Raw genomic sequence first — 13,930 nt, 5'->3', positions numbered from 1 at the left:
AAAGCAAAAGGAGCTGCCCCGGACCGTGGGAAACGGTCCGGGGCAGCCCCAGTGAGCCAGTGTGACGGCGAGCCCGGAGGGCTACGCCTCCTTGCTCAGGTTAGGCCCGGCGCCACCAGCCGCCTGCTCGATCGGCGGCACATCCGGAAGCGCCGCCTTCTCCTCGCCGCGGAAGGTGAACTTGGCTTCCTCGCCCTCACCCTCCGTGCCGACGACCACGATGTGGCCGGGGCGGAGCTCGCCGAAGAGGATCTTCTCCGACAGGATGTCCTCGACCTCGCGCTGGATCGTCCGGCGCAGCGGCCGGGCGCCCATGACCGGGTCGTAGCCCTTCTTCGCGAGCAGCTTCTTCGCGTCACCGCTGAGCTCGATGCCCATGTCGCGGTCCTTGAGACGCTCGTCCACCTTGGCGATCATGAGGTCGACGATCTGGATGATGTCTTCCTCGGTGAGCTGGTGGAAGACCACCGTGTCATCGACACGGTTCAGGAACTCCGGGCGGAAGTGCTGCTTCAGCTCGTCGTTGACCTTGGTCTTCATGCGCTCGTAGTTCGTCTTGACGTCACCCGACGCGGCGAATCCGAGGTTGAAGCCCTTGGAGATGTCACGCGTGCCGAGGTTGGTCGTCATGATGATGACCGTGTTCTTGAAGTCCACGACCCGGCCCTGGGAGTCGGTCAGACGACCGTCCTCCAGGATCTGCAACAGCGAGTTGAAGATATCCGGGTGCGCCTTCTCGACCTCGTCGAAGAGCACGACCGAGAACGGCTTGCGACGGACCTTCTCCGTCAGCTGACCGCCCTCTTCGTAACCGACATATCCGGGCGGCGAACCGAAGAGACGCGAGACGGTGTGCTTCTCGCTGAACTCCGACATGTCGAGGGAGATCAGGGCGTCCTCGTCACCGAAGAGGAATTCGGCGAGCGTCTTGGAAAGCTCCGTCTTACCGACACCGGACGGGCCGGCGAAGATGAACGAGCCACCGGGACGCTTCGGGTCCTTCAGACCGGCGCGCGTACGGCGAATCGCCTGCGAAAGCGCCTTGATGGCGTCCTTCTGGCCGATGACCCGCTTGTGGAGCTCGTCCTCCATGCGCAGCAGACGCGAGGACTCCTCCTCGGTCAGCTTGAAGACCGGAATGCCGGTGGCCGTGGCCAGGACCTCGGCGATGAGCTCGCCGTCGACCTCGGCGACGACGTCCATGTCGCCGGCCTTCCATTCCTTCTCGCGCTTGGCCTTCGCCGCGAGCAGCTGCTTCTCCTTGTCGCGGAGAGAGGCCGCCTTCTCGAAGTCCTGGGAGTCGATGGCCGACTCCTTGTCGCGACGCACGCCCGCGATCTTCTCGTCGAACTCGCGGAGGTCCGGCGGCGCGGTCATCCGGCGGATGCGCATCCGGGAACCGGCCTCGTCGATCAGGTCGATCGCCTTGTCCGGCAGGAAGCGGTCCGAGATGTACCGGTCGGCCAGGGTGGCGGCCTGGACCAGCGCCTCGTCCGTGATGGAGACCCTGTGGTGGGCCTCGTAACGGTCGCGCAGACCCTTGAGGATCTCGATGGTGTGCGGCAGGGACGGCTCCGCGACCTGGATGGGCTGGAAGCGGCGCTCGAGGGCCGCGTCCTTCTCCAGGTGCTTGCGGTACTCGTCCAGCGTCGTGGCACCGATGGTCTGGAGCTCACCACGGGCCAGCATCGGCTTGAGGATGCTCGCGGCGTCGATCGCGCCCTCGGCGGCACCGGCACCCACCAGGGTGTGGAGCTCGTCGATGAACAGGATGATGTCGCCGCGGGTGCGGATCTCCTTGAGGACCTTCTTCAGGCGCTCCTCGAAGTCACCGCGGTAGCGGGAGCCGGCGACCAGCGCGCCGAGGTCAAGCGTGTAGAGGTGCTTGTCCTTCAGCGTCTCGGGCACCTCACCCTTGACGATGGCCTGCGCCAGGCCCTCGACGACGGCGGTCTTGCCGACGCCGGGCTCGCCGATGAGCACCGGGTTGTTCTTCGTACGGCGGGACAGCACCTGCATGACCCGCTCGATCTCCTTCTCGCGCCCGATGACCGGGTCGAGCTTGGACTCACGAGCGGCCTGGGTGAGGTTCCGGCCGAACTGGTCGAGCACCAGGGACGTGGAAGGCGTGCCCTCCGCAGGACCGCCGGCGGTGGCGGTCTCCTTGCCCTGGTAACCGGAGAGCAGCTGGATGACCTGCTGCCGCACCCGGTTGAGATCGGCGCCGAGCTTCACGAGGACCTGGGCGGCGACGCCCTCGCCCTCGCGGATCAGGCCGAGCAGGATGTGCTCCGTGCCGATGTAGTTGTGGCCCAGCTGAAGGGCCTCGCGGAGCGAAAGCTCCAGGACCTTCTTGGCACGGGGGGTGAAGGGGATGTGGCCGGACGGGGCCTGCTGGCCCTGACCGATGATCTCCTCCACCTGCTGGCGGACCGCCTCGAGCGAAATCCCGAGGCTCTCCAGGGCCTTAGCGGCGACACCCTCGCCCTCGTGGATCAAGCCCAGGAGGATGTGCTCGGTGCCGATGTAGTTGTGGTTGAGCATCCGGGCTTCTTCCTGAGCCAGGACGACAACCCGCCGCGCGCGGTCGGTGAACCTCTCGAACATCGTTAATCGCTCCTCAGAGCGGTCAGGCAGTAAGGGGGCTGTCCCCTCCCTGTCCTTCCGCAGCTTAGTCCCGCAAGCGGGGACCGCTCATTCCAACTGCCGACACCCGGCCGAGAACAAGAGGTGCCTCCTGACCCCGAACGCCGACAACTGCTCCAACCCGATGGTGCGAGACGATGTTCCCGCAGGCCAAGCACTTACCCTCACCACCACTACGCCGATGGCGAACGTGAGACGGCCTCGCGCGTGTGTCGCCCCTCCCCACTAGGGATGTCTTACCCGTAAGGACTGACACTCCATGCGGCGCGCGCCGGTTCCCTCCGCTACGGGCGAACACCCTTGCGCGGCCGAACACGCCCGTACGCCCTTTTTCCGGACACCGAGAGCAATCGCACGGGCACTCTGCGTAACCCGAGACGCTTCCGGCCGGTTGCTCCATGCATGGCCTTCACCGTTCCCCAGCCCCGTGTACCGGTCGACCAGAGCGACCCGGTGCGGCAGTGGTACGCGAACGAGCTCGGCTGGGCGACGGACGAACGCCGCCCGGGGCTGCCGGTGCAGCTCCTGACGGGGCTCCGCTTCGACGTACTGCAGCTGCCCGCCGAGGCCGGCTTCGCCGCGCTGAGGCATCTCGGGCCGAAGGCGCCGGTGGCCCTGCGAGGAGAATCGATGCGGCTCTTCGTGGCCGCGGGAAGCGCCGACGAGCTGCCGGGGCTCCTGGACTGGCTGGAGTGGGGCGGCATCCCCCTGGACCTCACGGCCGTAGGGGCGGGCGGACGGATCGACGCGCCCACGCCTCCGGGGTGGTCCGGCACGCAGGGGGCCGCCGTGTGGCTGCGACCCCCGGAGCCCGGGTGCGAGGTGGAGCCGACGCTGCCGGCATTGCCGTCCCTGTCCTGCGTGGGGGGTGGCGCCATGCCTCACAGCGACCCCGCCGTGGGCTCCGGTCTCGTACGACTCGTGGACACGGCGGCAACGCACTGCCACCGGGTCCGGCTGCGACGAACCCGTCGTCAGCCGTTGGCCTTCTCGTAGGCCTCGCGGATGGACGCGGGGACGCGGCCGCGGTCGTTGACCTCGAAACCGTTGTCCTTGGCCCAGGCACGGATCGCCGCGGTGTCCTGACCGCCGCTCGTGGCGGAGGCGCGGGCTTTGGAACGTCCGGCCGAACCACGGCCACCGGTACGACGACCGCCCTTGAGGTAAGGCTCAAGAAGACCGCGGAGCTTGTCCGCGTTCGACGTGGTGAGGTCGATCTCGTACGACTTGCCGTCCAGCGCAAACGTCACGGTCTCGTCTGCCTCGCCACCGTCGAGGTCATCGACAAGAAGGACCTGAACCTTCTGTGCCACCGGATTTCCTTTCATCGATAACTTAGGGCCGGATCGCACGGCGCGAGCCGTGGAATCGCCGCCCCCTGTTATATGCAGTACTGCAGTACGTCGGAAAGCAAACCGCTTTTGCTGGGAAAACACAAACCCCCGGGAGAGACCGGGGACCCCGAGAACCCAGGAAACATGCGCGTTTCGGACATAGGGAACCGGGGCAGCAGGCAGCCCCGGAATACCGGCGACGATCACAGATGCAGAAGCATCCGGCTGTTGCCCAAGGTGTTCGGTTTCACTCGTTCGAGGCCCAGGAACTCCGCGACGCCCTCGTCTTTGGAACGCAGCAGCTCGCTGTAGACATCTCCGTCGACAGGTGTCTCACCGATCTCCACGAAGCCGTGCTTCGCGAAGAAGTCGACTTCGAAGGTGAGACAGAAAACCCTGCGGACACCGAGCCAGCGAGCGGTCTGCAGCAACTTCCCCAACACCTGATGCCCCACTCCGACGCCCTTGACGTCGGGGTTCACGGCGAGAGTGCGCACTTCCGCGAGGTCTTCCCACATCACGTGCAGTGCACCGCAGGCGACGACCTCGGCGTTGTCGTCGCGTTCCGCGACCCAGAACTCCTGGATGGACTCGTAAAGGGCGACCGTCGCTTTGTCGAGCAGGATCCCCTGACGGGCGTAGGAGTCCAGGAGGTTGCGTACGACCGGCACATCGGCTGTGCGCGCCCGGCGTACGGAGACTGCTTTAGCGCTGAGTTCAGGGGGTTCTGCTGGCATGACCGGACGCTATCGTTCTGCTTCGGGCTCCGCCTCGCCGGGGTTCTGCGGGGCTTGAGTGGCGGGGCCTTGAGAGATCGGGGCTTCAGAGATCGGGGCTTCAGAGATCGGCGCTTCGGAGATCGGGGCCTGAGAGACCGGGCCCACGATCCGCATCGCGTCACTGAGTGCTTCGCGCTGTTCCGCCGACATCATCCCGAAGAACGCGACGAGAGCGGCCGCGGGGTTGTCGCTCTGCGACCAAGCTTCGTTCATCAGTGCGGCGGCGTAGGCGGCCCGAGTGGAGACCGCCTCATATCGATAGGCACGGCCTTCCGCTTCACGGCGCACCCAGCCCTTCTGATGAAGATTGTCCAAAACGGTCATGACGGTGGTGTACGCGATGGACCGTTCCTGCTGAAGGTCTTCCAGGACTTCTCGAACGGTCACGGGGCGGTTCCACTTCCACACCCGTGTCATGACTGAGTCTTCGAGTTCTCCCAAGGGGCGAGGCACACGAGAACAATAGTGGGAGATGTCACTAATGACGTGACGGACGTGGCGGAGCTGCCATTTCCCCAACAAAAAGGGCGTACGACTCGGAATGTGAGCGAGTCGTACGCCAAGAGTGTGCGGGTGGTGACCTCAGGTCACCGGAGATCGGGACCGTCAGGCCTTGGGGGTCTGCCGGGCGCCTTCGGCGCTGGAGATCACGGCGTCGACGGCCGCGTCCTCCTTGGCCTTGTTGGCGCCGCCCTGGGTCTTCACGATCGTCACGATGAGACCGCCGAAGAACACGGCCATCACTACGGGGGGCAGGAGCGCGGAGACGTATTCCATGCCCCCCAGAGTAGCTAGCCCGCGGCGAGCTGGTGCGGCGGGTCCGTCGGGCGGCGCTTGGGAGGGAAGACCTCGGCCGGGGTGGGCACGGGGCGTGGCGGCTCCGGGGCGGCCGGTTTCGCCGGAGGGGAGTTCGGCGTCTTGGGCTTGGGCGCCGCCCGGTCACCGGCCTCGCTCCGGCCGCCGGGAAGGGCGAGCAGGCGCGTGCGTGAGGCGGGGACGAGGGGGCGGGGTGCCGGGACGGCCGCATGGGACCGGCCCGCGAGACGGGCGCGTACGGCCTGTTCGGCGACGGTCCGGCAGCGGTCGAGGAGGGCGGCGGCCACCGGGTTGCCGCGCAGGGCGCGCAGCGCGGCGAGATCGTCGGCGCCGGGCTGGTAGCCGGCGGAGAGGACGTCCTCCAGGAGTGCGAGGTAGCCGGTGGCGGTGCCGGGCAGGGCCGTCCGGTAGCGGGCGAGGTCGGCCAGCAGGAAGGCGCGGAGCCTGGCACCCTCGCTCACCGCCTGGTCGACGGCGTCGGCTAGGCGTAGGCAGTCCTGGACGTCCCCGGCGGAGACGGGGCTGGGATGCAGGGCGAGGGCCAGAGCGCGGCGGAGCACACGCAGTTCCTCCGCACCGAAGGCCATGCCGCCGCGAGATCCGTATGGCGTGGGCATGAGCTAACGATACGTGCAAAGTGGACAAAATCCGCTTAACGCCAATATGTGTCGTGGCTCTGCCCGCTCGCGTGTCTAGTCCGAGCGGCGGCGGATCATGGCGAAGGCGACCGCGCCGACTCCGAGGGCGCCGGCCGCGGCGGCGGCTATCCAGGGGAGGACGTTCGCGCCGGTGTCCGCCATTTTGCCGTCCGGGGCTTCTCGGGCGTCGGGGGCTTCGGGGCCGTGCTCTTCGGGGTCCGGGGACGTGGTGGAGGTGGGGGTCACACCGGACGGCGCCGTGCTGGAGGTCGTGGACGGAGAGGCCGTCGCCGCCGGGACGCTCACCGCGTACACGGAGCGCGCCTCGTCGAACCCGGTGGCCGTGTGCGCCGCCGCGGCGGGACCGGCGAGGCCGGCCAGCACCCCGGCCGCCACTGCCGCGGCCAGTCTTCCCCTACGCCCCATTTGCTCCACGCCCGCTCGAACCTGCTCAAGTCCCGTCCCTGCGCAGACTCTTGTATGGGGCGCAGGGTTGTGTGCGCAAGCCCCGCTTATGAGCCGCCGGTTATGAGCCGACGGCTTTGGCGGGCTCACCTGCGGGACTTCAACTCCGGGACATCAACTCCGGGACACGTTCCGCTCGTAGACCAGGCGGAGGCCGATGAGGGTCAGCCACGGTTCGTGCTCGTCGATGACCGTGGCCTCGCCGAGCACCATGGGCGCGAGGCCGCCGGTCGCGATGACCGTCACGTCGTCCGGGTCGCCGCCCGGGCCCGCCAGTTCGCGGGCCATGCGCTGCACGACGCCGTCGACCTGGCCCGCGAAGCCGTACAGGATGCCGGACTGCATGGCCTCCACGGTGTTCTTGCCGATGACGCTGCGCGGCCGGGCCAGCTCGATCTTCCGGAGCTGGGCGCCCCGTACGCCGAGGGCCTCGACGGAGATCTCGATGCCGGGGGCGATGACGCCTCCGGTGTACTCCCCGCGCGCGGAGACCGCGTCGAACGTCGTCGCCGTGCCGAAGTCGACGACGATGGCGGGGCCTCCGTAGAGCTCGACCGCCGCGACCGCGTTGATGATGCGGTCGGCGCCGACCTCCTTGGGGTTGTCCATCAGGATCGGCACGCCGGTCTTGATGCCGGGCTCCACCAGGACGGCGGGCACGTCTCCGTAGTACCGCCTGGTGACCTCGCGCAGTTCGTGCAGGACGGAGGGGACGGTCGAGCAGATGGCGATGCCGTCGATGCCGTCGCCCAGCTCGTCGCCGAGCAGCGGGTGCATGCCCATCAACCCGTTGAGGAGCACGGCGAGTTCGTCGGCGGTGCGGCGGGCCTCGGTGGAGATGCGCCAGTGCTCGACGATCTCCTCGCCGTCGAAGAGGCCGAGGACGGTGTGGGTGTTTCCGACGTCGATGGTCAGCAGCATGTCGTCGTCACTCCGCCGCGCGCAGGTCGAGGCCGATGTCCAGGATCGGCGAGGAGTGGGTGAGGGCGCCGACCGCGAGGAAGTCCACGCCCGTCTCCGCGTACGCCCGGGCGTTCTCCAGGGTGAGGCGGCCGGAGGACTCCAGGATCGCCCGGCCGTCGACGAGGGCCACGGCCTCCTCGGTCTCGCCCGGCGTGAAGTTGTCCAGGAGGATCAGGTCGGCGCCCGCGTCCACGACCTCGCGCAGCTGGTGCAGGGTGTCGACCTCGACCTCGACGGGCAGGTCGGGGAAGGCCTCGCGGACGGCCTTGAAGGCCTGCTCCACGCCTCCGGCGGCCACCACGTGGTTGTCCTTCACCAGGGCCGCGTCGGAGAGCGACATGCGGTGGTTCACGCCGCCGCCCATCCGCACCGCGTACTTCTCCAGGGCGCGGAGCCCGGCCGTCGTCTTGCGGGTGTCGCGGACCTCGGCCTTGGTGCCGTCCAGTGCGTCGGCCCACGCGCGCGTGGCCGTCGCCACGCCGGAGAGGCGGCACAGCAGGTTGAGCGCGCTGCGCTCGGCGGTGAGCAGGTCGCGGGTGCGGGTGGTGACGCTGAGCAGCTTGTCGCCCGCCGCCACCCGGTCGCCGTCCTCGACGTGCCGCTCCACCTCGAAGGTGTCCGTGCAGACGATGGAGATGACGGCTTCGGCGATGCGCAGGCCCGCCGCGGTGCCGGCCTCGCGCGCGGTGAAGTCGCCGGTGGCGACGGCCTCTTCGGGGATCGTGGCGACCGAGGTGACGTCCACGCCGCCCGCCAGGTCCTCCTCGATCGCCATGTGCGCGATGTCCTCGACCTGCACGGGGTCGAGCCCCGCCTCGGTCAGGAGCTGCGCGAGAGCGGGGTCGAGGCCGCACTCCATGGGGTCGTACGCGTCGTCTCCGCCGCAGCCGCAGGCATCGCCGCAGCCGCCGGTGGGGGCGAGAGGGAGGTCGTCGGGGGTGCTCACGGTCACTTCTCCTGAAGGCTGGTCGTCGGGGGGAAGTCTGCGGTCTCGGTCGTGCGCAGGGCCAGGGTCCGGTCCGCGTTGAGGCGTACGACGATGTGGCGCCGCCAGGCCTCGTCGTCGCGGTCGGGGCGGTCCTCGCGCCAGTGGCAGCCGCGGGTCTCCTCGCGGCGCTGCGCGGCGGCCACCAGGACGCGGGCGACGCACAGGAGGTTGGTGGTCTCCCAGGTGTCGACGCCGGGCTCGGCGGTCTTGCCGTCCTCGGCGAGCGCGCCCGCGGCCTCGGCGTGGATGCGGGCGAGCCGGGCCGCGGCCCCGGAGAGCGAGTCGGCGGACCTGAGCACTCCCGCGCCCTCGGTCATCACGCGCTGGATGGCGAAGCGGGCCTCGGGGGGCAGCAAGGGGTGCGCGGGGGTGTCGGGGTGGGAGACGGGCGCGGGCACGCGCGCGTGGAGCGTCTGGCCCGAGTGCGACGACCCCGTGTGCGACGACGCGATGTCGTCGGCGATGCGCTCGGCGTAGACCAGGCCTTCCAGCAGGGAGTTGGAGGCGAGGCGGTTCGCTCCGTGCACGCCCGTGCAGGCGACCTCTCCGCAGGCGTACAGACCCGGGACCGTGGTGCGGCCGTGCGGGTCGGTGCGGATGCCGCCGGAGGCGTAGTGCGCGGCCGGGGCGACGGGGATGGGCTCGGTCACCGGGTCGATGCCGTGGGAGCGGCAGGCGGCAAGGATCGTCGGGAAGCGGTTCTCCCACATCTCGGCGCCGAAGTGCCGGGCGTCCAGGTACATGTGCTCGGTGCCCAGTTCCTGCATGCGGCGCGTGATGCCCTTGGCGACGATGTCCCGGGGCGCGAGCTCGGCGAGCTCGTGCTGGCCGACCATGAAGCGCACGCCGTCCGCGTCCACGAGGTGGGCTCCCTCGCCGCGCACCGCCTCGGAGACCAGCGGCTGCTGGCCCTCCGCGTCGGCGCCCAGGAAGAGCACGGTGGGGTGGAACTGCACGAACTCCAGGTCGCTGACCTCGGCGCCCGCGCGCAGGGCGAGCGCGACGCCGTCGCCCGTCGAGACGGAGGGGTTCGTGGTCGCCGAGAAGACCTGGCCCATGCCGCCGGTGGCGAGGACGACCGCGGGGGCGTGCACCGCGCCCACGCCGTCGTGCTGGCCCTCTCCCATGACGTGCAGGGAGACACCGGCGGTGCGCCCGTCGGCATCCGTGAGCAGGTCCAGTACGAGCGCGTTCTCGACGGTCGGTATGGCCTGCGCGCGCACCGCTTCGACCAGGGCGCGGGAGATCTCCGCGCCGGTCGCGTCGCCGCCCGCGTGGGCGATGCGGCGGCGGTGATGGCCGCCCTCGCGGGTCAGCTCGATGGCGCCTTCGGGTCCTGTGTCGAAGTGGGCGCCGGTCTCGATGAGGCGCCGCACCGCGTCGGGGCCCTCGGTGACCAGGGTGCGCACGGCCTCCTCGTCGCACAGGCCCGCGCCCGCCACGAGGGTGTCGTCCAGGTGCTGTTCGGGGGTGTCGCCCTCGCCGAGTGCCGCGGCGATGCCGCCCTGGGCCCAGCGCGTGGAGCCGTCGTCCAGGCGTGCCTTGGTGACCACGACGGCCTTCAGGCCCGCCGCCGAGCAGCGCAGGGCCGTGGTCAGACCGGCCACTCCGGAGCCGACGACGACGATGTCGGCTTCCAGGGACCAGCCGGGCGCGGGGGCGTGCAGCCGTATTCCGGTGGCGCTCATGGGGTGGCTCCGAACGTGAGCGGGATGTTGTCGATCAGCCGGGTCGCGCCGACCTTGGCCGCGACGGCGAGGACCGCCTCACCGGTGTGGCCCGGTTGGACGTCCGTGAAGTCGGCGGGGTCGACCAGCGCCAGGTAGTCCAGTTCGAGCGGGGGCTTGCTGCGGGCCGCCTGGTCGAGGACGTGGCGGGCGGCGGCCCGGACGGCCGCGGGGCCGCCGGGCACGGACGGCGTGACGGACTGGGCGAGCGCGTGGGTGTCGGCGGCGGCGCGGGACTCTCCCAGGGCGTTCAGGGCGTCGGCGCGCGCGTGCGTGACGGGGGCGAGCGCCGCCCGCGCGTGGAGGGCCTCCTGCGCGGCGTGCCGGTCGCGGCCCGCGAAGAGGGCCTGGGAGAGCGCGAGCGCGGTGCGCCGCTCGGCCGGGGAGAGGTAGCGGTTGCGGCTGGACAGGGCCAGGCCGTCGTCCTCGCGCACGGTGGGTACGCCGACGATCTCGACGCCGAAGTTCAGGTCCCGCACCATGCGTTGGATGAGGGCGAGCTGCTGGGCGTCCTTCTGGCCGTACAGCGCGACGTCGGGCCGGGTGAGGTGCAGCAGCTTGGCGACGACCGTGAGCATGCCGTCGAAGTGTCCGGGGCGGGTGGCCCCTTCGAGGAGGGTGCCCATGGGTCCTGCGCTGATGCGGACCTGGGGTTCGCCGCCGGGGTAGACCTCGTCCACGGAGGGGGCGAACACGAAGTCCGCGCCTTCCTGTTCGGCGATCTTGACGTCGGCGTCCAGGGTGCGGGGGTAGCGGTCGAGATCCTCGTTCGCCCCGAACTGGAGGGGGTTCACGAAGACCGTGACGACGACTTCGCCCTCGTCGCCCGCGATGCGGCGCGCGGTGCGGATCAGGGTGGCGTGGCCCTCGTGCAGGGCGCCCATGGTCATGACGACGACCCGGCGCCCGGCGCGCGTACGCGTGCGCAGCGGCTCGGCGGTGTGCGCCAGGCGGGTCATCGGGTGCCTCCCCCGGCGTCGCCGGTCCCGGTCACGCCCCCGCCGTTGGCCAGGACGCCCAGGAGGTCCTCGGCGAGCTCGGGCTTGAGCAGTCCGTGGGCGAGGGCGCGGTCGGCGGTCGCGCGGGCCATCGCCAGATAGCCGGCGACGGTCTGCGGGGCGTGCTTGCGCAGCTCGGCGACGTGCGCGGCGACGGTGCCCGCGTCCCCGCGCGCGACGGGTCCGGTGAGGGCGGCGTCGCCGGACCGCAGCGCGTTGTCCAGGGCGGCGCCGAGCAGCGGGCCGAGCATCCGGTCGGGGGCGGAAACTCCCGCTTCCTTGAGCAGGTCCATGGACTCGGCGACCAGCGTGACCAGGTGGTTCGCGCCGAGCGCGAGCGCCGCGTGGTACAGCGGCCTGGCCTCCTCGGCGATCCACTCGGGCTCGCCGCCCATCTCGATGACCAGGGCCTCGGCGGCGAGGCGCAGCTCCTCGGGGGCGGTCACGCCGAAGGAGCAGCCCGCCAGGCGCTGCACGTCGACGGGGGTGCCGGTGAACGTCATGGCGGGGTGCAGCGCGAGCGGCAGGGCGCCTGCGCGCAGCGCGGGTTCGAGGACCTGGGTTCCGTACCGCCCGGACGTGTGCACCAGGAGCTGGCCGGGGCGGATGGCGCCGGTCTCGGCGAGGCCCTCGACGAGGCCCACGAGGGCGTCGTCGGGAACGGTCAGGAGGACCAGGTCGGCGCGCTCCAGGACCTGGGCGGGTGGGACGAGGGGGACGTCTGGCAGCAGGGCGGCCGCGCGTCGTACGGACGCGTCGGAGACCCCGGACGCGGCGACCGGTCGGTGCCCGGCGAGCTGGAGTGCCGCGGCGAGCGCGGGGCCGACACGGCCCGCTCCCACGACGCCCACCGTGAGCCTCGCGGGGCGGTCCCGCGGGTCTGGCTGATGAGGTGCGTTCACGCGATGACGCCTTCCCGTTCCAGTCCGCTCGGGGTACCGGACGATTTCTCGTCATGCTAACGCGATTGGTCGGTGCCGCGTCCTCGGCTGTCCACAGGCTGTGGGTATTGGTATGACCGGTGGCCGACCGCACGCCATGCTCGGGGGATGACTGCACACGACGGAGAATCCGAGGTGAGCGAGCAGGACCTGCTCGCCGCCCGCCGCCGGTCCGCCGCCCTCGGCGCCACCCGCACCCTGCACCGCTGGTCCGCGCACCTCCCGCTCGCGGCGCGGCTCTCCGCGCTCGCGGACGCGGCGTCGGAGGTCGTGGACCCGGACGAGCCCATCGACATCTACGGCAACGCGGTCGTCGCGCGCCTGGAGGACGAGGTCGCGCGACTGCTCGGCAAGGAGTCGGCCGCCTTCTTCCCGACCGGCACGATGGCCCAGCAGGTCGCCCTGCGCTGCTGGGCGGGCCGCACCGGCAACGCGACGGTCGCCCTGCACCCGAAGGCGCACCCCGAGGTCCACGAAGGGGGCGCCCTCTCCGCGGTGAGCGGTCTGCGCACCGTGCATCCGACGAGGGAGCCGCGGCTGCCCACGGCCGACGAGGTGCGGGATTTCGAGGAGCCCTTCGGGACGCTGATGCTCGAACTGCCGCTCCGGGACGCCGGTTTCGTGCTGCCGTCCTGGGAGGAGCTCGAAGAGGTCGTGGAGGCGGCCAGGGAACGTGACGCCGTCGTGCACTTCGACGGCGCGCGCCTGTGGGAGTGCACACCGCACTTCGACCGCTCCCTGGCGGAGATCGCCGCTCTCGCGGACACCGTGTACGTGTCGTTCTACAAGTCCCTCGACGGCCTGAGCGGCGCGGTCCTCGCGGGCCCGCGCACCCTCGTCGACGAAGCGCGGATCTGGCGCCACCGTTACGGCGGCCAGGTCTTCCAGCAGTTCCCGGCCGCCGTCGCCGCCCTGCTCGGCCTGAAGAACACCCTCCCCCGGCTGCCGGATTACGTCGACCACGCGCGCGTGGTCGCCGACGCGCTGCGGGAAGGGTTCGCGGCGGCCGGGGTGCCCTGGTCGCGCGTGCACCCCGAGCAGCCGCACACCCATCAGTTCCAGGTCTGGCTGCCGTACGACGCCGACGTCCTCACCGAGGCGGCGCTCTCGCAGGCCGAGGAGACCAAGACCCAGCTGTTCGGCCGCTGGTTCCCGGACGGGCCGCCCGGCCTCTCGGTCACGGAGGTCACCGTGACCGAGGCGGGCCTGGAGTGGACGTCCGACGACGTCAATGATGCGGTCGCGGAGTTCGTGCGGCGGATCCCCGGATGAGTCGGGCCACGGCTGCCCGGAGCCTTCCGTGGGCGGGGCGCTCCTCCACGACGGCACGGAAGCGGCCGTAGTCGCGTATCTCGCGCAGGACCTGCCAGTCCTGGCGGCCGGGGGCGGGCGGGGTGCGCTCGTCGTGCTGGACGGCGCGGTAGCTGTCGAGCAGGTACTGCTGGGTGATGCTCATGATGGGTTCGCCTCTCATGACAAATGTTACTTATCGGGCCCCCTTGAGTCGACGGGAAGCAGAGTCGGCTCAAGGAGGTGAAGACCGGGTCCGGTGGTGTCGTCGTCCGGCCCTGTCACCACAGACTGCTCCCGCCGTCACGCCGTCGTCGCGCCGATTGACACCGGGCGTCAATCGGC

General features: G+C 70.5%; 15 protein-coding genes. 2 read left to right on the top strand and 13 right to left on the bottom strand.

Annotated features, from left to right (window positions below):
• Positions 1 to 81: 81 nt before the first annotated feature.
• Positions 82 to 2,607 (bottom strand): ATP-dependent Clp protease ATP-binding subunit, encoded by a 2,526-nt coding sequence (locus AB0I66_RS27625; RefSeq protein WP_344524723.1) that lies wholly within the window; start codon positions 2,605 to 2,607, stop codon positions 82 to 84.
• 441 nt (positions 2,608 to 3,048) lie between these two features.
• Between AB0I66_RS27625 and AB0I66_RS27620 the strand changes: the two genes are divergently transcribed.
• Positions 3,049 to 3,642 carry an SCO3374 family protein gene (locus AB0I66_RS27620; protein ID WP_363210623.1) on the top strand — a complete coding sequence of 198 codons (594 nt, stop codon included), beginning with the start codon at positions 3,049 to 3,051 and terminating at the stop codon, positions 3,640 to 3,642.
• Here the strand turns inward: AB0I66_RS27620 and AB0I66_RS27615 are convergent.
• From AB0I66_RS27615 to AB0I66_RS27565, 11 genes are all read right to left on the bottom strand, one after another.
• A complete protein-coding gene (locus AB0I66_RS27615; RefSeq protein ID WP_363210622.1) occupies positions 3,621 to 3,959 on the bottom strand; it encodes an Lsr2 family protein in 339 nt (112 codons plus the stop codon). The two genes, AB0I66_RS27620 and AB0I66_RS27615, sit on opposite strands and share 22 nt — an antisense overlap.
• A 224-nt stretch (positions 3,960 to 4,183) precedes the next feature.
• Positions 4,184 to 4,717, bottom strand: coding sequence for an amino-acid N-acetyltransferase (locus tag AB0I66_RS27610; RefSeq protein WP_363210621.1), 534 nt, complete (start codon positions 4,715 to 4,717; stop codon positions 4,184 to 4,186).
• A gap of 9 nt (positions 4,718 to 4,726) precedes the next feature.
• A complete protein-coding gene (locus AB0I66_RS27605; protein ID WP_363210620.1) occupies positions 4,727 to 5,212 on the bottom strand; it encodes a BlaI/MecI/CopY family transcriptional regulator in 486 nt (161 codons plus the stop codon).
• Positions 5,213 to 5,365: 153 nt separating this feature from the next.
• Positions 5,366 to 5,536 carry a hypothetical protein gene (locus AB0I66_RS27600; protein ID WP_363210619.1) on the bottom strand — a complete coding sequence of 57 codons (171 nt, stop codon included), beginning with the start codon at positions 5,534 to 5,536 and terminating at the stop codon, positions 5,366 to 5,368.
• Between the two features lie 14 nt (positions 5,537 to 5,550).
• Positions 5,551 to 6,192: a hypothetical protein gene (locus tag AB0I66_RS27595; RefSeq protein ID WP_363210618.1), complete on the bottom strand. Its 642-nt coding sequence runs from the start codon at positions 6,190 to 6,192 to the stop codon at positions 5,551 to 5,553.
• Positions 6,193 to 6,267: 75 nt separating this feature from the next.
• On the bottom strand, positions 6,268 to 6,639 hold the full coding sequence (locus AB0I66_RS27590) for a hypothetical protein (protein ID WP_363210617.1): 372 nt from the start codon (positions 6,637 to 6,639) through the stop codon (positions 6,268 to 6,270).
• A 153-nt stretch (positions 6,640 to 6,792) separates the two neighbouring features.
• Entirely contained in the window at positions 6,793 to 7,599 is an 807-nt protein-coding gene (locus AB0I66_RS27585; RefSeq protein WP_363210616.1) for a type III pantothenate kinase, read from the bottom strand.
• A gap of 7 nt (positions 7,600 to 7,606) precedes the next feature.
• On the bottom strand, positions 7,607 to 8,587 hold the full coding sequence (gene nadC, locus AB0I66_RS27580) for a carboxylating nicotinate-nucleotide diphosphorylase (RefSeq protein ID WP_363210615.1): 981 nt from the start codon (positions 8,585 to 8,587) through the stop codon (positions 7,607 to 7,609).
• A gap of 2 nt (positions 8,588 to 8,589) precedes the next feature.
• Complete coding sequence (locus AB0I66_RS27575) at positions 8,590 to 10,317, bottom strand: L-aspartate oxidase (RefSeq protein ID WP_363210614.1); 1,728 nt, start codon at positions 10,315 to 10,317, stop codon at positions 8,590 to 8,592.
• On the bottom strand, positions 10,314 to 11,315 hold the full coding sequence (gene panC / locus AB0I66_RS27570; protein WP_363210613.1) for a pantoate--beta-alanine ligase: 1,002 nt from the start codon (positions 11,313 to 11,315) through the stop codon (positions 10,314 to 10,316). Before panC ends, AB0I66_RS27575 begins: the two co-directional genes overlap by 4 nt.
• Positions 11,312 to 12,256: a DUF2520 domain-containing protein gene (locus AB0I66_RS27565; protein ID WP_363210612.1), complete on the bottom strand. Its 945-nt coding sequence runs from the start codon at positions 12,254 to 12,256 to the stop codon at positions 11,312 to 11,314. Before AB0I66_RS27565 ends, panC begins: the two co-directional genes overlap by 4 nt.
• Positions 12,257 to 12,403: 147 nt before the next feature.
• Between AB0I66_RS27565 and AB0I66_RS27560 the strand changes: the two genes are divergently transcribed.
• Positions 12,404 to 13,567: a beta-eliminating lyase-related protein gene (locus tag AB0I66_RS27560; protein ID WP_363210611.1), complete on the top strand. Its 1,164-nt coding sequence runs from the start codon at positions 12,404 to 12,406 to the stop codon at positions 13,565 to 13,567.
• On the opposite strand, the gene AB0I66_RS27555 is transcribed toward AB0I66_RS27560, so the two are convergent.
• The gene (locus AB0I66_RS27555) at positions 13,524 to 13,751 is read right to left on the bottom strand and encodes a hypothetical protein (RefSeq protein WP_363210610.1); all 228 of its coding nucleotides are present in this window, start codon (positions 13,749 to 13,751) and stop codon (positions 13,524 to 13,526) included. The genes AB0I66_RS27560 and AB0I66_RS27555 overlap by 44 nt on opposite strands.
• Positions 13,752 to 13,930 lie beyond the last annotated feature (179 nt).

The sequence above is a fragment of the Streptomyces sp. NPDC050439 genome, assembly GCF_040655335.1.
GTDB lineage: Bacteria > Actinomycetota > Actinomycetes > Streptomycetales > Streptomycetaceae > Streptomyces.
Note: the sequence above shows the minus strand (reverse complement) of the source record. Positions and strands in the feature narration are given on the sequence as shown.